General features: G+C 44.3%; 20 protein-coding genes and 1 pseudogene. 18 read left to right on the top strand and 3 right to left on the bottom strand.

Annotated features, from left to right (window positions below; genetic code table 11):
* The first annotated feature begins 18 nt into the window (after positions 1 to 18).
* The 6 genes from BLR88_RS12715 (at position 19) to gcvH (ending at position 4,183) form a co-directional block, all read left to right on the top strand.
* Positions 19 to 795, top strand: a complete 777-nt coding sequence (locus BLR88_RS12715) for an ABC transporter ATP-binding protein (protein WP_091260851.1) — start codon at positions 19 to 21, stop codon at positions 793 to 795.
* A gap of 72 nt (positions 796 to 867) precedes the next feature.
* Complete coding sequence (locus BLR88_RS12710; protein WP_057897699.1) at positions 868 to 1,227, top strand: arsenate reductase family protein; 360 nt, start codon at positions 868 to 870, stop codon at positions 1,225 to 1,227.
* Between the two features lie 11 nt (positions 1,228 to 1,238).
* Positions 1,239 to 2,432 carry an LL-diaminopimelate aminotransferase gene (locus tag BLR88_RS12705; RefSeq protein WP_057897700.1) on the top strand — a complete coding sequence of 398 codons (1,194 nt, stop codon included), beginning with the start codon at positions 1,239 to 1,241 and terminating at the stop codon, positions 2,430 to 2,432.
* A 192-nt stretch (positions 2,433 to 2,624) separates the two neighbouring features.
* Positions 2,625 to 3,173, top strand: a complete 549-nt coding sequence (locus BLR88_RS12700) for a peroxiredoxin (RefSeq protein ID WP_057897701.1) — start codon at positions 2,625 to 2,627, stop codon at positions 3,171 to 3,173.
* A 140-nt stretch (positions 3,174 to 3,313) separates the two neighbouring features.
* Positions 3,314 to 3,769: a redoxin domain-containing protein gene (locus BLR88_RS12695; protein WP_057897702.1), complete on the top strand. Its 456-nt coding sequence runs from the start codon at positions 3,314 to 3,316 to the stop codon at positions 3,767 to 3,769.
* Between the two features lie 33 nt (positions 3,770 to 3,802).
* Positions 3,803 to 4,183: a glycine cleavage system protein GcvH gene (gcvH, locus tag BLR88_RS12690; RefSeq protein ID WP_091260834.1), complete on the top strand. Its 381-nt coding sequence runs from the start codon at positions 3,803 to 3,805 to the stop codon at positions 4,181 to 4,183.
* Positions 4,184 to 4,391: 208 nt separating this feature from the next.
* On the opposite strand, the pseudogene BLR88_RS12685 reads toward gcvH, so the two are convergent.
* Positions 4,392 to 4,997 (bottom strand): annotated as a pseudogene (locus tag BLR88_RS12685) (MBL fold metallo-hydrolase); the annotation flags it as partial.
* A gap of 355 nt (positions 4,998 to 5,352) precedes the next feature.
* Here BLR88_RS12685 and BLR88_RS12680 point away from each other — a divergent pair.
* From BLR88_RS12680 to BLR88_RS12665, 4 genes are all read left to right on the top strand, one after another.
* A complete protein-coding gene (locus tag BLR88_RS12680) occupies positions 5,353 to 5,595 on the top strand; it encodes a DUF2553 family protein (protein WP_057897704.1) in 243 nt (80 codons plus the stop codon).
* A 385-nt stretch (positions 5,596 to 5,980) separates the two neighbouring features.
* Complete coding sequence (locus BLR88_RS12675; RefSeq protein ID WP_057897705.1) at positions 5,981 to 6,406, top strand: hypothetical protein; 426 nt, start codon at positions 5,981 to 5,983, stop codon at positions 6,404 to 6,406.
* A 179-nt stretch (positions 6,407 to 6,585) separates the two neighbouring features.
* Positions 6,586 to 7,455 carry an RNA polymerase sigma-I factor gene (gene sigI / locus BLR88_RS12670; RefSeq protein WP_057897706.1) on the top strand — a complete coding sequence of 290 codons (870 nt, stop codon included), beginning with the start codon at positions 6,586 to 6,588 and terminating at the stop codon, positions 7,453 to 7,455.
* The gene (locus BLR88_RS12665) at positions 7,379 to 8,671 is read left to right on the top strand and encodes an anti-sigma factor domain-containing protein (protein WP_162264993.1); all 1,293 of its coding nucleotides are present in this window, start codon (positions 7,379 to 7,381) and stop codon (positions 8,669 to 8,671) included. Before sigI ends, BLR88_RS12665 begins: the two co-directional genes overlap by 77 nt.
* Before the next feature lie 80 nt (positions 8,672 to 8,751).
* Here BLR88_RS12665 and BLR88_RS19080 read toward each other — a convergent pair whose 3' ends face one another.
* Positions 8,752 to 9,030: a hypothetical protein gene (locus BLR88_RS19080; RefSeq protein WP_139184975.1), complete on the bottom strand. Its 279-nt coding sequence runs from the start codon at positions 9,028 to 9,030 to the stop codon at positions 8,752 to 8,754.
* A gap of 213 nt (positions 9,031 to 9,243) precedes the next feature.
* Between BLR88_RS19080 and BLR88_RS12660 the strand changes: the two genes are divergently transcribed.
* The 8 genes from BLR88_RS12660 (at position 9,244) to mobL (ending at position 16,006) form a co-directional block, all read left to right on the top strand.
* Positions 9,244 to 9,696: a hypothetical protein gene (locus BLR88_RS12660; RefSeq protein WP_057897708.1), complete on the top strand. Its 453-nt coding sequence runs from the start codon at positions 9,244 to 9,246 to the stop codon at positions 9,694 to 9,696.
* Between the two features lie 273 nt (positions 9,697 to 9,969).
* Positions 9,970 to 10,758 carry a Fe-S cluster assembly ATPase SufC gene (gene sufC / locus BLR88_RS12655; RefSeq protein ID WP_057897709.1) on the top strand — a complete coding sequence of 263 codons (789 nt, stop codon included), beginning with the start codon at positions 9,970 to 9,972 and terminating at the stop codon, positions 10,756 to 10,758.
* A gap of 19 nt (positions 10,759 to 10,777) precedes the next feature.
* Positions 10,778 to 12,067: a Fe-S cluster assembly protein SufD gene (gene sufD / locus BLR88_RS12650; protein WP_057897710.1), complete on the top strand. Its 1,290-nt coding sequence runs from the start codon at positions 10,778 to 10,780 to the stop codon at positions 12,065 to 12,067.
* Positions 12,064 to 13,290 carry a cysteine desulfurase gene (locus BLR88_RS12645; protein ID WP_057897711.1) on the top strand — a complete coding sequence of 409 codons (1,227 nt, stop codon included), beginning with the start codon at positions 12,064 to 12,066 and terminating at the stop codon, positions 13,288 to 13,290. The genes sufD and BLR88_RS12645 overlap by 4 nt, the downstream gene beginning before the upstream one ends.
* Entirely contained in the window at positions 13,274 to 13,714 is a 441-nt protein-coding gene (gene sufU / locus BLR88_RS12640; protein ID WP_057897712.1) for a Fe-S cluster assembly sulfur transfer protein SufU, read from the top strand. Before BLR88_RS12645 ends, sufU begins: the two co-directional genes overlap by 17 nt.
* A 38-nt stretch (positions 13,715 to 13,752) precedes the next feature.
* The gene (sufB, locus tag BLR88_RS12635; RefSeq protein WP_057897713.1) at positions 13,753 to 15,153 is read left to right on the top strand and encodes a Fe-S cluster assembly protein SufB; all 1,401 of its coding nucleotides are present in this window, start codon (positions 13,753 to 13,755) and stop codon (positions 15,151 to 15,153) included.
* The gene (locus BLR88_RS20170) at positions 15,128 to 15,523 is read left to right on the top strand and encodes a hypothetical protein (RefSeq protein ID WP_236781959.1); all 396 of its coding nucleotides are present in this window, start codon (positions 15,128 to 15,130) and stop codon (positions 15,521 to 15,523) included. Before sufB ends, BLR88_RS20170 begins: the two co-directional genes overlap by 26 nt.
* A gap of 90 nt (positions 15,524 to 15,613) precedes the next feature.
* Positions 15,614 to 16,006 carry a relaxase MobL gene (gene mobL, locus BLR88_RS12625; protein ID WP_322787669.1) on the top strand — a complete coding sequence of 131 codons (393 nt, stop codon included), beginning with the start codon at positions 15,614 to 15,616 and terminating at the stop codon, positions 16,004 to 16,006.
* Positions 16,007 to 16,452: 446 nt separating this feature from the next.
* Here the strand turns inward: mobL and BLR88_RS12620 are convergent.
* On the bottom strand, positions 16,453 to 16,861 hold a 409-nt coding region (locus BLR88_RS12620; RefSeq protein ID WP_091260830.1), incomplete at its 5' end, for a transposase.

The following is a 16,861-nucleotide window of genomic DNA, read 5'->3' as shown; positions in this document are numbered from 1 at the left end:
AGGCAAGCATAGGTGAACATGATCGAAGTGTGCGATATAAGCCTGCGGATCGGACAGCACGAAATTTTGCACGATATTCATTTCTGCGTTGAGAAAGGTAAAATATTGGGCATTATCGGGCCGAACGGCTCGGGCAAATCGACGTTGATAAAAGTAATATCGCGCCTGCTTGTCCCCTCTTCAGGAATGGTAACAGTGGATGGCAGGGAGATCTCCGCCTACTCTCCTAAGATGCTGGCACGCAAAATGGCGGTCGTAAGCCAGGAAGGATTTGCCCCGCTGCCGATTACCGTCAGGGAAGCGGTCGCGATGGGAAGATACCCGTATCATCGCTTGTTCCGGAGCAATGTAGCACGAGATGCGGAAGCTATACAGCGTGCGCTCATGCGAACAGGACTTACGGGGCTGGCTGATCAGCCGCTTGAAAAGTTGAGCGGCGGAGAACGCCAGCGCGCCGCTATTGCCTGCGCGCTGGCGCAAGAGCCAGAAGTTTTGCTTTTGGATGAGCCGACGACGTATCTTGATATTGGCCATCAGATTGGAATTTTGGATGTGGTACGCGAATGGCGGCAAGAAACGGGAGGCACCGCGGTGCTTGTGCTGCACGATTTAAATTTGGCCGCCCAGTACTGTGACTGCCTGCTGCTTATGGAGAACGGAAAAATTACGCAATATGGCGGTGTGGAAGAGATAATAGAAGCCAATTTGCTGGCAGGTGTATATGGCGTGAAACCATTGGTTATTACTCACCCGAATTTGCACCTTCCTCAGATTTTGCTGGAAAGATCCAGTTGACCTGCAATTTGTTTCTAGCACCTTCCGCACATGGTTTTTCTTATGCTATGCTATAGAAAAAGGAGGATCAGGATGACGGAAGTTACAGCTTACTTATATAATAAATGTGGCACATGCCGTAAAGCGAAAAAATGGATGGACGAAAACGGGATCACATACCGCGAAATTCCGATTGTGGATGAGCCACCGACCAAGGAGCAGCTTCGTACATATTGGCAGCAGAGCGGACTCGATCTCAGGAAATTCTTTAATACAAGCGGGCAATCTTATCGTGAACGGGGCCTAAAAGACCGATTAAAGGATATGTCAGAAGAAGAAATGCTGGATTTGCTCGCCTCTGATGGGAAGCTTATCAAGCGTCCGCTTATCATTGGAAATGGTAAAGTGACGGTCGGATTTAAAGAAGACGAAATGGAGCAAGCGTGGAAATAAGGGAGGCGCGTATGGAAAGGTTGCTTACTATTCGGCCTTCGCGCCGTCTTCAGGGGCTGACGTCGGCTATCTTCACGGAAATGAACCGGCGCAAAAAAGAGGTAGAGGCGCGCGGTGTTCGGGTTATTGACCTTGGTATTGGCAGTCCCGATCAGCCGCCACCTCCCTTTGTTATCGAAGCGTTAACCCACGCGGTACAGAATGTGGGGAATTATGGTTATCCGACTTCGGAGGGCTCACCTGCATTTCGGAAAACGGTTGTGCGTTGGTATCAGCATCGTTTCAGCGTAGAATTGGACCCTGAACATGAAGTGCTATCGCTTATGGGCTCACAGGATGGGCTGGCTCATTTGGCTCAGGCATGGGTCGACCCAGGAGATATCGTATTGGTTCCGGACCCAGGCTATCCGATTTATTTTGCAAGTGTAGCGCTTGCGGGCGGCGAGATTTATCCGATGCCATTGCGTGAAGAGAACGATTTTCTACCTGATTTTTCGAAAATTCCGGATGATGTGAAAAAGCGCGCTAAACTGATGGTGCTCAATTATCCGAACAATCCGGTGACCGCTATCGCAAAAGATGGATTTTTTGCAGAAGTCGTTTCGTTTGCTAAGGAAAACCAGTTAATCGTTGCGCACGATTTGGCGTATTCGGAGCTTGCGTTTGACGGATACCGTCCACCGAGCTTCCTAATGACGCCGGGAGCGAAAGAGGTGGGAGTCGAATTTAACTCCCTGTCCAAAAGCTTTAATATGGCTGGTTGCCGTGTTGGTTATCTTGTAGGTAACAGGGATATTATTCGCCCGCTTGCCATCATTAAGTCCAATATTGATTATGGGGTGTTTCTCGCCGTACAGGAAGCGGCAGTAGCGGCGATGGAGTACGATATTGCAAATCCAGGAAAAAACTACAATGCTGCCATTTATAAGAAACGGCGTGATGTGCTGCTGGACGGACTTCGGGACAACGGATGGACAATACCGAAGCCGCAGGCGACCATGTTTGTCTGGGCGCGTGTTCCTGACGGGTGGACTTCCGAGACGTTTGCTTTTGCCTTGTTGGAAAAGGCGGGGGTCGTGGTGATTCCTGGCAATGCGTTCGGTGCTGAAGGGGAAGGGTATGTTCGCATTGCGCTGGTAAAACCTGTTGACGTTTTAAAGGAAGTGATTCTGCGTATTAAGAAATCAGGAATACTTTCTTCCTAAACGGTGTATGTTATATGATGTGTGCTGACCATCATAAGGCTCATTTTGAAAAAAGTTGAACTATCTTAATTAGAATAATTACAATCTTGTATTGACTATTATCATTTGGCTTGCTATTATGTAAAGAGATAAGGTAACATTTACTATTCCGGGCTTGCCCGGATTAGAATAAATATTAGGAGGTAGTTACATATGGCAGAACGCTTAGTAGGTTTACCAGCTCCAGATTTTGAAATGGAAACAGCTCTGGGTGACGGTGAGAACTTCGGGACTGCAAAGCTGTCTGACTACAAAGGCAAATGGCTGGTAATGTTCTTCTATCCGCTGGACTTTACTTTTGTATGCCCGACGGAAATCACTGCAATGAGCGACGCATATGAGCAATTCAAAGAACTGGATACGGAACTGCTGGCAGTCAGCACAGACAGCAAGTTCTCTCACCGTGCATGGATTAACACGCCGCGTGAAGAAAACGGTCTGGGCAAACTGAACTTCCCGATCGCTTCCGATATTACTCATAAAGTATCCCGTGACTATGGTGTGCTTATTGAAGAGAAGGGTGTTGCGTTGCGCGGTCTATTCATCATCGATCCGGAAGGCACATTGATGTATTCCGCAATTCATAACTTGGATGTTGGACGCAGCGTAGACGAAACACTCCGCGTGCTGCAAGCTTTCCAATCTGGTGGTTTGTGCCCTGCAAACTGGCGTCCGGGTCAAGCTCACTTGGAAGCGAAGTAATCGTTGTTCGCTTGTACGGAAAAGGACCTAACTTTTGCAAAAGTGTTAGGTCCTTTTTTTACAATTTTCTCCGTTTCGCGCATATTGACCGGACGGGGGGTAGAAGTGGAAGAAATTATTATATTAAGGAGGCGCGTTGCATGAAACTGCGTGAGGAAATGCCTGAATTTGAAGGGATTACCGAATGGGTTAATGGCGAAGTGAAAAAGGAAGACCTGAAAGGAGCGCCAGTGCTTGTTCATTATTGGTCGATTAGCTGCCATACATGCAAGGAAGCATTACCACAATTGAACGAATGGCGCGATCGCTACGCAGAACAGGGCTTGCGCGTCGTTAGTATCCACATGCCACGTTCGGAAAAGGATATGGAAATTGAGCCTGTGAAGGAAGCGATTAAGAAGTACCAGCTAACACATCCTGTCGCGATTGATAACAGCTATAAGCTGGTTGACGCCTACAAAAATCAGTATGTGCCGGCGTACTATTTGTTTGATGCAGATTTGAAGTTGCGCCATTATCAGGCGGGCGAAAAAGGGCTAAAAATGCTTGAAAAGCGCTTGGACCGTGTGCTCACTCCAGAAGAAACGGAGAAATAGTCCGGAAAGAATAACAGGGAGGATTCGATCGAGATGAATTTGCCGATGAATTTAAAGTATAGCGAAGAGCATGAATGGGTACGCGTCGAGGGAAATAAGGCGTACGTAGGAATTACTGATTTTGCGCAATCCGAACTGGGAGATATCGTGTTTGTCGAACTTCCGTCTGTAGGCGATGAAGTGAAACAGGATGAGCCGTTCGGCAGCGTAGAGTCCGTAAAAACTGTATCTGAACTGTATGCGCCAGTAAGCGGAAAAGTGGTAGAAGTGAATGGTGAACTGGAAGATTCTCCGGAACTCGTGAATGAATCACCGTATGAAAAAGCGTGGATGATTGTTGTTGAGATGTCCGATACAAGCGAGTTGAATAAGCTGATGGATGCGGCGGCTTATGAAGAAATGGTGAAGGAATAAAGAATTGCCGAGTCGAAAGTCAAAGGTGTAAAGAAACAATACAGTCATTTCATCTTCATCTTTAAAATACAGGAGCCTTCCAGCATCAAATGTTCGGAAGGCTTTTAAAGTTATTTAAAAGTGAAGTTTTGGAAGAATGATTGCTTCAAAAATGAACGAATAAAGTTGTTTAAGTTTGAAAGTGGAAAAATGAATAATAGCTTCCCAATTATAATGTTAATTTTCCACCATGATAGCAATAATAATCTTTAGCCTTAAGGTTTTTTAAACGATTCAAAGACTGATTTGCTTTCTCAATATCTAAACAAAAATGTGGATTCGCTATCACTAATTCATTCCCCTCTCTAACTGCTGCATCTCCTGTAATGACACTGCTTAATTCAGGAAAATATAATGAAATATGGCCTGATGTATGCCCTGGTGTTGCAACAATTTTGCATTTATTATGTAAAATCCATTGGCCATCATGGACTGTTTCATCAACTGAAACATGTCTTAAAATTTTTAATTGCTGTATAAACCAATTTCCAAACTCTTTTTCTTCCTCAGGCATATTATTTAGCATTTCCTCAGCTTGAACTAATCTCTCAGATTTCGCTTCACCACTAATGAATTTCGCTTCCACTTCACTAGCTATAATAGTAACTGAAGGATATTTTTCCTTGAAATCGTATAAAGAACCGATGTGATCATCATCACAGTGTGTAATAATGATATTCTTTAAATTCTTCATGTCATATCCAATTTTTAAAATCTCCTTTTCAATTAAAGGCAAAAAATTGGTATAGCCTGTATCAACTAAGGTTAATTCATTCATGCTACTTTTACTTCAGTTCGTTTGACTACACTGTCCGAATTTTAAATAAACGAATATCGAAATTTCCTGTTTATTATACATGAAATGGAAACTAGAGGGATATATAACTTGAATCGTTCAATTTTTAAACGACATTGTCACTGTACAAAAGGAGCACAAGAAGAAGGATGTTTTTGTATAAAATTAGAGGGCTTTGAAAAAGCAAACCATTCATTGCGAAAACTTGTGGAGCGTATGGAACGGAGAACGAGCGGTTAACGCCCACAAGTTTTTCTTATGTTTGAGAAACGAGTAAAAAATATCTTCCTTAGGCATACTATAAGTATTCTTGTGTAAATCGGGAGGGATTGTGATGTCACAGCAGCCAGATGTAAATCGTATTGATGTTACGAAGCAAGTGCGTGGCGAAGTGACGGAGGATTGCATTGTCCTGACACTGAATGGCCGAGAAATCGGACACATTCCGTTTGACGCGGCCTCCTGTACGATGAATGCCGGATACATGGTAGAGCAGCAAAGAATTTTTCGCATTGACTCGGCGGACACTGTCCATCCTTCCAGCTATGTTGATAATTGTGACATGGGATGGTGTTAAGCGAAAGCGTTTAAGCTCGGAGCGGAAATTTCCGCTCCCCTTTTTTTATAGTCTTTCAGACATATCTACTTTTTATGAGGAATCTTTTCATTTGTAAACGAGGAAACACTGGCAAGGCGTGTGCCAAACGTTGCCCGTCTCATGTAGAGCATGTGGCATGGGGAGAGAGAAGGATCGATAACGCCTACAAGTTTTTCTCATGTAAGGTTAGAGGGTTTTGTGGTAGAATAATAGAAAAAAGGTGAGAAAATTCAGCCATTGCAATGCAGGCAGTTTTTTCAGGGAAGTTCCATTATTTTACGCATGGGAAAACAAAATATACACCATTACAATAGAAGTTGTACGTTGTTGCGTAGCTGCTATAGATGATAAAGGAGGAGTCCGGATGAGCTTTTGTTGTGGAGCCAGTATGATTGGAGCACTTGGTAGTTTGCGTCATGTTAAGACGCAAATTCATAACGTCCCGATTTTGTACTGCCCTGTATGCAATCGTATTGATGTTCACCCTGAGATCGAGGAAGAGTATGATATATTGTCTGAATACGCCCAGGCCGATTTAGCTCCCGAAGTCGACTTTCGCGAATATGTGACCGGAGAGCATGTAGAGAGAATTTTTGAGAATTGCGTTTCGATCGACGACGGCAACATCTCTTATATTCTTCGCAGTCAGATTGATAATGCGCTTGATTTGATGTCTGTTGCCAAACAATTGGATGATGAAGAATGGAGCAATGAATTGAAGCGTCGTTTAAATAAACTAAGCAAACGCCTGATCCGTTGGGAAGCACAAAGCAACAAAACGCTGCCTTAGCTCAAGCTAGAGATTGAAAAAAAGAGTATTTTATGTTCGGTCGCCGGAGAATCTCTGCTGTAATAGAGAAACAGGCGGCTTTTCTTTTGTTTATATATGTCATAAGTTTATAAATACGGGTGCGTCCCCCCTGAAAATAGCAAGAAGGCGCGAATACATATGAAGCGAGGTGAATGTCTTTGTTACTTACACTTTTCCTAGGAAAGTGGCGCCGAAGAGAAAAGTTGTTGCAGGTGCAAGAGACTGAACACCTTCATCAAATGATTGAAAGAATACACCAGGGCGAAGATGCGTTGCGCAATGAATTGCTTCAGCAGTACCGTCCTTTTATCGGAACGACGGTATCAAAAGTGTGCAAGCGATATATTCACCAAACCCATGATGAAGAATTCAGCGTTGGACTTGAAGCGTTTAACGAAGCGATATCACAGTATTCAAGCGATAAAGGAAGCAGCTTTCTCTCGTTTGCTGATCTTGTGATACGCAGGCGTGTCATAGATTTTATTCGTAAAAACAAGCAACGGGCTTTATTTGTTTCGTTAGATGAGACAGCAGACCCCGAATCACCCGAGTATAATGTCTGGGATGTGCAGGCGGCGATTGAACAGCATCAAGCAAAGCAGGACGCGGAGATGCGGCGAGAAGAAATTTTGCATTATCGCGAACGTTTGCGTGAATTCGACATTGAGCTGGAAGAGCTTCCTGAATACACTCCAAGGCATGCAGATGCCCGAAAAAATATGATTCACATCGCCCGGATGATCGCGGATAACAAGAAGCTGCGCGAAGCATTTTTGGAGAAAAAGAAAATTCCTGTCAAATATCTTCTGCAGTTTATTTCTTTCTCACGCAAGACGGTAGAAAGAAATCGAAATTATATTGTGGCGATTACACTCATTTTTATTGAGAACTATCAATATTTGCGCTCCTACATTCAGGTGGATGATACAGAGGGAAAGGAGAAGCTTGCGCGTGAAAAGGAAGGGCATCGTACTGGAGATACAGAATCAGTATCTTATTGTCATGACGTCCGACGGGGAGTTTTGTAAAATCCCTCCTGTGGACAAACCTCTTACAGAAGGGGATGAGGTGGAATTTACACGCACGGTCAAAGCAGAAAAAGCATCGCAACGGGCCAAGCGCAGCTGGAAGGGCTGGACATATGTAGCGGCGGCTTGTTTGCTTTTATTCATTACTGCACTGCCGTTATGGAATATGGTTTTTGCTTCTGCTTACGCGGCCGTTTCCATTGATATTAATCCAAGCTTTGAACTTGAAATTGATAAAAACTATGTAGTAACGAGCGTCACAGCACTTAATCAGGATGCGGAAAGCATATTGAAGAATATTAAATGGGAAAAGCGTCCTTTATTGGAAGTAACGAAAGATATTCTCACGGACGCGCGCGTACACGGGTTTTTAAAAAATAACCACGATGTGCTTATTGTACCTGTAGGGTTGAAAAATCCGGAGGCTTCGCGGGAATTATTGCAGCTTATGAAAAAAGAAATACCGCATCTTGTCAGCAACAGCGCGGGAGAGCTTACCATCACTTTAATGGAAAGTACGAAAGAAATGCGCAAGCAGGCGCAAAAGCTGGGTATTTCCCCGGGAAAATACACGCTCTATGATTCCATGAAGCGAGTAAATAAAAAGATTAGTGAAAAGGAAATTCAGACGTTGAGCATTAGCGAAGTATCTTCCGCTATCGGAGGCTTTGAAAATATTCCAAACATCATTCAGTATTCGAAGGAAAAAATGGCGGCAAAACCGGAAGCGCGGCGACCAGCTCAAGTAACCAAACCCGTTGCTTCAAATGTAAAACAACGGATGGCGACGAACCATAAAGCTAACGCCACCAAAGAAGAAAAGAAAAAACATGAGACGACAGTCGTTCAGCGGGAAGAAGAATCGTCTGCTGGAAAACGCCAGCATATATTGACTGAAGAAGAAAAAAGGGATAAGACAAAAGGCGTGCCAAAAATCATTGCGGCCGAAACGAAGCGGAAAGCCGAACAGCAAACGAAAAGAGAAGCAAATCGGACGAAAGAAGATGAACGCTACTATTCTGAATACGGTCAACTACAACAGCAATATCAGCAGGGAGGACGCGCAATTAAAGAGGAAGAAAAAGAACGAAACGAAAAATATAAAGAAGAACGCGAAAAGCAAAAGAACAAGCAAAACTTTGCGCGTCCTCCAATTAACGAATCGGAAGAAAATAAGAAGCCGTCGTCCGGAAAAAAAGCGGAGGAAAATGATTAGCGTTAAACAACAAAAAATTTGGGCAAAGAACCGGTGTCGCATGGCACCGGTTCTTTTTTAACGCTATGCATTTTAGTCATTCAATCAAAAATAGAGGTACGTTCGCCGCGTGAATCGATTCCCGTATAAGAACTGCAATCAAAGTCCTCCCAACTTCGTGCCTCAGAAAGAATGATTGGCCTCTCGGCGCATAGACGACTATATTCTTCATCTGTCACGTACTGATACGCGTATTCATTTAACCGGCGAATGCGCCACAATCTTTTGCCGCTCGCTTCGTAAAACCATGCTTGTGCCTGATCGCAAAGGGGATGGGAATCATCGATAACTTTCCGACATGGAGGGCAGAAAAACTCCATTATATCACCCCGTTTTCACGATTTTAGTTACTAATATTATACAAAAAATTTTGATGAATAACACTGGATTTTCAGGAGATGGCTATAGGGAGCAAAAGGAAAGTTTCAAAATCATGTTCGCGTATGGTGGAAAGCAAGAAAAGTGATAAGATTGGAAATATATCACTTGTAGGCGAAGGCTCTTAGGTTCTTTTATGAAGGGAAGAAATGGGTATGAAAGAGATTCTATTCTATATTAGCGCCGCGATGTCAATTTCTTTTTTGCTGTTTATCCTAGCGTTTTATGCGCTAATAGGCAAAAAGGAAAATAAAAGTGATCTGGCTGTCATTGGTCCGGAATATTTTGATGTACCTATCTGGCGAGGAAAAGTAAAGGAAGTTATCCATAATGATAACGTGCACGCCACAGAAATGGATATCATTGTGTACAGCAAAAGCATTTTTATAGGGTTTGCTTCGCAAGGATTTCCGTTTGTTAGCATTCATGCAGGCGATATTATCAAGGTGCATTATCAGCGTCACAGTGTGTCCATTCAGGTAAAAGAGGGAAATGGGCAGTCTGCTTATGTAACGATAAAAGGAGCTGGAGAAAAACCGTTACTTCAATTCGCGCGTAAAGCGGAATTTATTGCCTCACGCGCTAGGAAAGCCGGCCTTTTCTCCTGAGAATTGTAAAAAATGAAAAAAGAACGATACAGCAAATCGTGGGGTTGCTTTCTTTTTTCCAATAAATTCTTTGGAAATTGGATACTCTAATGGAATAGAGATAAAGGTACTTTTTAAACAAATTTGTTTAAAAAGTATGTATATAGGTCTTTCCTTGATTTCCAACTATGATATACTATATTATATAAGAAGATTGAAGACAAATCGTTTATTATACGCGACTATTTTACGTCATGTTTGAAGTCGATAAGAGCTAATTGGAGGGAAAAATTCATGGCAGGAACACCGCATTTGCAAATAAAAGATCTATCTGTTGCAATCGAAGATAAACAGATTCTAAAGGGCTTAAACCTGGAAATTAAGGGCGGTGAAGTGCACGCGATTATGGGCCCGAACGGTACGGGTAAATCGACGCTAGCTTCCGCGATTATGGGACATCCCAAGTACGAAGTTACTGGTGGTTCCATTACATTGAATGGCGAAGACGTGCTGGAGATGGAGGTTGATGAGCGTGCACGTAAAGGGCTGTTCCTCGCGATGCAGTATCCGAGTGAAATCAGCGGTGTAACAAACGCTGACTTCTTGCGTAGCGCTTTAAATGCGCGCCAGGAAGAAGGTAAAGAAATTTCGCTCATTAAATTCATTCGTCAAATGGAAAAGCAAATGGAAATTTTAGAGATGGATCAGTCCTTCTCCCATCGTTATGTAAATGAAGGCTTTTCTGGCGGTGAGAAGAAGCGTAACGAGATCCTTCAGATGATGATGCTGAAGCCGAGCATTGCTATTCTTGACGAAATCGACTCCGGCCTTGATATTGACGCGCTGAAAATTGTTGCTCGCGGTGTGAATGAACTGCGTGGATCGGAAATGGGCGTATTGATGATTACGCACTACCAGCGTTTGCTGAATTACATTAAACCGGATTTCGTTCACGTAATGATGCAGGGACGGATTGTGAAGTCCGGTGGACCGGAATTGGCTCTCAAGCTTGAAGAAAAAGGATATGATTGGATTAAAGAGGAGCTTGGCATTAAGGACGAAACAGTAGGCGCAGAAGCGTAGGTTAGGAGGAAGCATAGTAATGAGCGTACAAACGAATGTGCGATTCGACCAGGAAGCGATTGCTCGTTTTCAGGGCGAGCCAGAATGGCTGACGCGGCTTCGCCAGGAAGGGATTAATGGTTATCAGCAATTGCCTCTGCCCAAGCTAGAGAAAACGAAAATTGACAAATGGAATATGGATGAGTTCGTTCCTTATAAAGAAGAAGCGGCACTTGCTTCGCTAGATGAATTGCCGCAGGAAGCAAAAGACGCACTGGCGCCAGACAACGGGAATGTCATGGTGCAGAAGCACTCCAGCGTCGTATATGTGGAGCTGAGCGCTGCGTTAAAAGAGCAGGGCGTGTTGTTCATGCCACTGGAGCAAGCTGCTCGTCAACATGGTGAGCTCGTGAAAAAATACTTATTCCAGAGCGGCATTGAGAGGCACAAAGTAACCGCGCTGCATCAGGCGCTGTGGGGTGGCGGATTTTTTGTATACGTGCCGAAAAATGTGGAAGTTAACGAACCGCTACAGCTTATTGTGTGGGGTACGGATGAAGATGTAGCCCTTTTACCACATACATTGATCGTGGCTGACGTAAATAGCAAGGTTACGGTTGTTGAAAACGTAATAGGGGCAAACTATACCCGCCCGGTTGTTGTCAATGGCATGGTGGAAATCTTCGCGGAAGGTGGCGCAAAAGTACAGTATGCTTCTCTGCGTTCTTTGGCAGAGCAGGTAACAGATTATACACACCGCCGCGGAATTACGGCGAACGATGCGCGGATCGAATGGTTGCTGGGAGATATGAATCACGGAAATACCGTGGCCAACACGACAACGATTTTGAAAGGCAACGGTTCTTCTACAGACATAAAATCCGTGGCGATGGCGAGCGGCGGTCAGAAAGAAAACTTTGTATCCCGCGTAGTGCATGTCGGTACTCATACGGAAAGCAATATTCTTGCGCGTGGAGTTATGTTGGATGAAGCGACAGCGATTTTCAACGGCATTACGGAAATAAAGAAAGGCGCACAGAAGGCAAACGGTGAACAGGCGGAAAATATCCTGATGGTCGGTGAACGTGCGCGCGGAGACGCAAATCCGATTTTGTTGATCGATGAAGATGATGTCATGGCGGGACACGCTGCATCTGTTGGGCCGGTAAGCCCGCTTCAGGTATATTATATGATGTCGCGCGGGGTGAAGCGCCAGGAAGCAGAACGCTTAATTATTAACGGGTTCCTAGCTCCGGTACTGGATCATTTGCCAATCGAGGGTATGCAAAAACGCTTAAGTGCAATGATTGAAGGGAAGCTGTCATCATGAACGCGAAAGAAATTCGCAAGCTCTTTCCAATCCTCAACCAAAAGGTAAACGGCCATCGACTTGTGTACCTTGATAGTGCAGCGACTTCACAGAAGCCAATTCAAGTTATTGAGGCGATTGACCGCTATTACCGCGAATACAACTCCAACGTTCACCGCGGCGTTCATACCCTCGGAACGCTTGCAACGGACAAATACGAAGGAGCGCGCGAGAAAGTACGCAAATTTATTAATGCTAAAGAAACAGCAGAAGTTATTTTCACACGCGGCACCACCACATCTTTAAACTTTGTTGCTCAGGGATACGCCCGCAATTTTATCGGTGAAGGCGATGAAATTGTGATTACGCAAGCAGAGCATCACAGTAATTTTATCCCGTGGCAGCAAATAGCTAAGAAGACCGGTGCGACCTTGAAGTTTATTCCATTGGCGGAAGATGGCTCCATTACCGTGGAGGCCGCAGAACAAACGATTACGCCAAAGACGAAGCTTGTAGCGATGGGATATGTGTCCAATGTGCTTGGTTCTATTAATCCAATAAAAGAAGTCGCTAAAATCGTGCATCGTTACGGCGGGGTTATGGTAGTAGACGGCGCACAGGCGGCACCACACTTGAAAGTTGACGTACAGGATTTGGATTGTGACTTCTTTGCTTTCTCCGGTCATAAGATGGCGGGTGCGACAGGCATTGGCGTTCTGTACGGTAAGCGTTATCTCTTAGAAAAAATGGAGCCGATAGAATACGGCGGCGAAATGATCGACTTTGTAGAATTATATGATTCTACATGGAAAGAACTTCCTTGGAAATTCGAAGGCGGCACACCGATTATTGCAGGCGCCATTGGTCTTGGCGCGGCGATTGACTTCATTGAGTCGATTGGAATAGACGAAATTCGTGAGCACGAGAAAAAACTGGTGGACTATGCGATGGAGCGGTTAAGCGAAATTAAAGGGTTGAAGATTTATGGTCCGAAACAGCGGAGCGGCCTTGTTACGTTTACGATGGAAGAGGCTCATCCGCACGATATCGCTACTGTATTGGATGCGGAAGGTATCGCGATTCGCGCGGGGCACCATTGCTGTCAGCCGCTTATGAAATGGTTGAATGTTTCGTCCACGGCGCGTGCTAGCTTTTACCTTTACAACACGGAAGAGGATATAGACGCATTGGTACAAGGACTTATTAAAACAAAGGAGTATTTCGGCAATGTCTTCTCTGGATGATTTGTACCGTAGAGTCATCATGGATCATTACCAAAAACCGCGTAACCGTGGTGAGTTTGAAGATGGTGCATTGACGGTTAATATGAACAATCCGACCTGCGGCGACCGCATTCAATTGCAGATGAAAATAGAAGATGGAAAAGTGACTGACGCCCGGTTTACCGGGGAAGGTTGTTCGATTAGTATGTCTTCCGCTTCGATGATGACGGAAGCCATCAAAGGTTTGACAGTCGAAGAAGCGTTAAAAATGGCCGACCTTTTCTCCCGTATGATGAAAGGTGAGGCTACAGAAGAAGAGATCGAAGACGCGGATTTAGGCGATATTGAAGCGTTGCAAGGCGTAAGCAAGTTTCCAGCCCGTATTAAGTGTGCGACTCTTGCATGGAAAGCGATGGAAAAAGGACTCCGTGAGCAACCAAATTAAAAGCAGGCGTAACACGTCTTAGCAAGGAGGAGATGGAAATGAGTAAAAAAGCACCTGAGCTGTCCTCAGAATATAAATATGGGTTTCATGATAAAGATATTTCAGTTTTCCGTGCAAAAAAAGGTTTGACAAGAGAAATCGTTGAGGAGATTTCTCGTATTAAAGGTGAAGAGAAATGGATGCTGGATTTCCGTTTGAAAGCTCTGGAAATCTTCGAAAGTATGCCGATGCCGATGTGGGGCGGAGATTTGACGGAACTCGACTTTAACAGTATCACCTATTACGTCAAGCCGTCCGAGAAAAAAGGGCGTGACTGGAGCGAAGTGCCGGAAGAAATCAAGAATACATTCGATCGCCTTGGTATCCCGGAAGCTGAACAGAAATTTTTGGCTGGCGTATCCGCACAATACGAATCTGAAGTGGTATACCATAATATGCAGAAAGAGCTCGAAGAAATGGGTGTTATTTTCTGTGATATGGATACAGCTGTGCGGGAATATCCGGAAATTGTCAAAGAATACTTTAGCACGGTGATTCCACCGACGGACAATAAATTTGCGGCACTGAACAGCGCGGTATGGTCAGGCGGAAGCTTCATTTATGTTCCAAAAGGCGTAAAATGTGAAACACCGCTGCAAGCGTACTTCCGCATTAACTCCGAAAACATGGGTCAGTTTGAGCGTACGTTAATTATTGCGGATGAAGGTAGCTTTGTTCACTATGTGGAAGGCTGTACGGCACCGATTTACAGCACCGACTCGTTGCATAGCGCAGTTGTTGAAATCATTGTTAAGAAAGGTGCACGTTGCCGTTATACAACGATTCAGAACTGGTCCAATAACGTATACAATCTCGTTACGAAGCGCGCGGTTGCGGAAGAAGATGCAACAATGGAGTGGATTGATGGCAATATTGGAAGCAAGCTGACAATGAAATACCCGGCTGTTGTGATGAAAGGGCCGCGTGCCAAAGGCGTTGTGATTTCTATTGCGGTAGCGGGTAAAGGGCAGCATCAGGATGCAGGCGCAAAGATGATTCACTTGGCGCCAGAGTGCAGTTCGACAATTGTATCGAAGAGTATCAGCAAGCAGGGAGGTAAAGTCACATATCGTGGTCTTGCAAGCTTTGGACGCAAATCCGAAGGTTCTAAATCAAACGTAAAGTGTGACACGATCATTCTCGATAAACTTTCCACTTCTGATACGATTCCGTACAACGAAATTTTAAATAATAATATTACGTTAGAGCATGAAGCGACCGTTTCCAAAGTGAGCGAAGAGCAACTCTTCTATCTGATGAGCCGTGGTTTGAAAGAAGACGAAGCAACCCAGATGATCATCATGGGCTTCATTGAACCGTTCACAAAAGAGCTGCCGATGGAATATGCGGTAGAAATGAACCGTCTTATCCAGTTTGAAATGGAAGGTAGTATCGGGTAACCATTATTTGTTTGCGGTATTAACAGGTGATTGTGGTACAGGCAAAACAACCACGATTCGTCGATTTGTGGATCGCCTTCGTTTACAGTATTTTACCGCAATTCGGCAGAGGATCGATATCCAATGCAGGCTGGGCCACTTTGATCGTGCGCAGGTAGGCGAGTATGTAACAAAGCATCTTCAATATGCCGGAGTTAGTCAGCAAATATTCTCTGATGGAGCGATCGATGAAATACATCGTTTTTCTGGAGGAGCCGCAAGGCTGATTAACAAGCTGTGCACGCACTGTTTACTTTATGGAGCACAGAACGGGCATCGCATCATAGATGAACATATGGTCAAACGGGTGGTTGAGGGAGAATTGTCATGATTCTCCCTTTCTTTCAAATAAGATTTGGACAAGATTTCCGTCAAAGCTCGGACAACAAACGCCGTCAAGTTATGGACAATATAGTATGTCATTAACAGTGAAGATGCAAAAATAAAAGAGAAATCATCAATGGAAAATAAAAAAGAAGGAGTATATTTTCGTTACATGGACTACATGGGAGATGAAGAGAAGAACGGACAACTTTTCGATGAATTCAATGATTATATTTCAACGGATCGTAAGAAAGAGATTGCGAAGTTGTATAGTGAAGCCGAACAAAAAGGTTCTCCAATGTGGCAAGATGTAGTTAGCTTTGACAATGATTGGTTAGAAGAACAAGGGCTATATGATTCAAAAACGCATTGGTTAAATGAAGTGAAAATGAAAGATGTGGTACGTAAAGCGATGGCTGCAATGATTGAAAAAGAGGAGATGCGTTCTCCAGTGTGGACTGCATCTTTTACAATATCGTGGAAAGCGTAAAAAAAGCAGTTTAAAAGCGATGCGTTCAACTGTTGCGAATCAAATTTTAGATCGTACACCTCCCTCTATGAATTAAAGTTTTTCTTACGAATACTCACGTATTCTCATGATATCTTGATTTTTATAAACGAAGTCTCAGTTAGACATTTGAAACTTTTAAAAATGTTGGAAGTGGAGGACGTAGCCTATCAGAGATCTATCGCCTTTTTGAAAAATATGGTTGCACATTGGATCTCCACAAGACTCATGGTGGTGTACCCTCCCATGTCTCTCAGGATCTGCTGTCCCTACTTTCCTTCGTTCAACCTGTCCATGAGGTGGAGGCCAGAGATGCTCCTTTTCAGGGTCAGTGCCCGCATGGTGAAAATCATTCCGGCTTCTCCGTGCTTCGTTTTTAATCAAGGTATCGAATAAGAACGTATGCCAAAAAGAAACAACTAAAAGATTTATGCAGTGAGAGGCAAGATCTGACTACATAAAGGCGTAGCTTTCATCATCTTGTTCATGTCAAAATCGACTTCTTTACGTGCCAGCACAAACATAATCCGAAGCAGACGACAGCACAGGGCAATCAACGACTGCTGCTTGCGGAGCGGATTCTGCTGTCGGGTCGTATCATACATATGCAGCGCCTTGAATGCCTGGTTTTTGGCGACCAAGGGTCGGATCACTTTGTAGAGAAGTGCGCGAAGCTGTGGTCGTCCTCGTTTGGTAATTCGGGTTTTCCCTCGGTGCTTTCCTGAGCGGTTTTCTTTAAGGTTCAGACCAGCCAGCTTTTGAAGTTGACGAGGGTGCTGGTATCTGGACAAGTCGCCAACCTCTGCGAAAAAGCCGGCAACCGTGGCGATTCCCATA

The sequence above is a fragment of the Aneurinibacillus thermoaerophilus genome (assembly GCF_900099925.1).
Taxonomy (GTDB): domain Bacteria; phylum Bacillota; class Bacilli; order Aneurinibacillales; family Aneurinibacillaceae; genus Aneurinibacillus; species Aneurinibacillus thermoaerophilus.
Note: the sequence above shows the minus strand (reverse complement) of the source record. Positions and strands in the feature narration are given on the sequence as shown.

Coding starts and splice junctions, on each gene's coding strand:
- BLR88_RS12660 (WP_057897708.1), top strand. CDS start 9,244: ATGAAAGAGATTCTATTCTATATTAGCGCCGCGATGTCAATTTCTTTT.
- sufC (WP_057897709.1), top strand. CDS start 9,970: ATGGCAGGAACACCGCATTTGCAAATAAAAGATCTATCTGTTGCAATC.
- sufU (WP_057897712.1), top strand. CDS start 13,274: ATGTCTTCTCTGGATGATTTGTACCGTAGAGTCATCATGGATCATTAC.
- BLR88_RS12695 (WP_057897702.1), top strand. CDS start 3,314: ATGAAACTGCGTGAGGAAATGCCTGAATTTGAAGGGATTACCGAATGG.
- sufD (WP_057897710.1), top strand. CDS start 10,778: ATGAGCGTACAAACGAATGTGCGATTCGACCAGGAAGCGATTGCTCGT.
- sufB (WP_057897713.1), top strand. CDS start 13,753: ATGAGTAAAAAAGCACCTGAGCTGTCCTCAGAATATAAATATGGGTTT.
- BLR88_RS12710 (WP_057897699.1), top strand. CDS start 868: ATGACGGAAGTTACAGCTTACTTATATAATAAATGTGGCACATGCCGT.
- BLR88_RS12700 (WP_057897701.1), top strand. CDS start 2,625: ATGGCAGAACGCTTAGTAGGTTTACCAGCTCCAGATTTTGAAATGGAA.
- gcvH (WP_091260834.1), top strand. CDS start 3,803: ATGAATTTGCCGATGAATTTAAAGTATAGCGAAGAGCATGAATGGGTA.
- BLR88_RS12715 (WP_091260851.1), top strand. CDS start 19: ATGATCGAAGTGTGCGATATAAGCCTGCGGATCGGACAGCACGAAATT.
- BLR88_RS12675 (WP_057897705.1), top strand. CDS start 5,981: ATGAGCTTTTGTTGTGGAGCCAGTATGATTGGAGCACTTGGTAGTTTG.
- BLR88_RS12645 (WP_057897711.1), top strand. CDS start 12,064: ATGAACGCGAAAGAAATTCGCAAGCTCTTTCCAATCCTCAACCAAAAG.
- BLR88_RS12705 (WP_057897700.1), top strand. CDS start 1,239: ATGGAAAGGTTGCTTACTATTCGGCCTTCGCGCCGTCTTCAGGGGCTG.
- BLR88_RS19080 (WP_139184975.1), bottom strand. CDS start 9,030: ATGGAGTTTTTCTGCCCTCCATGTCGGAAAGTTATCGATGATTCCCAT.
- BLR88_RS12680 (WP_057897704.1), top strand. CDS start 5,353: ATGTCACAGCAGCCAGATGTAAATCGTATTGATGTTACGAAGCAAGTG.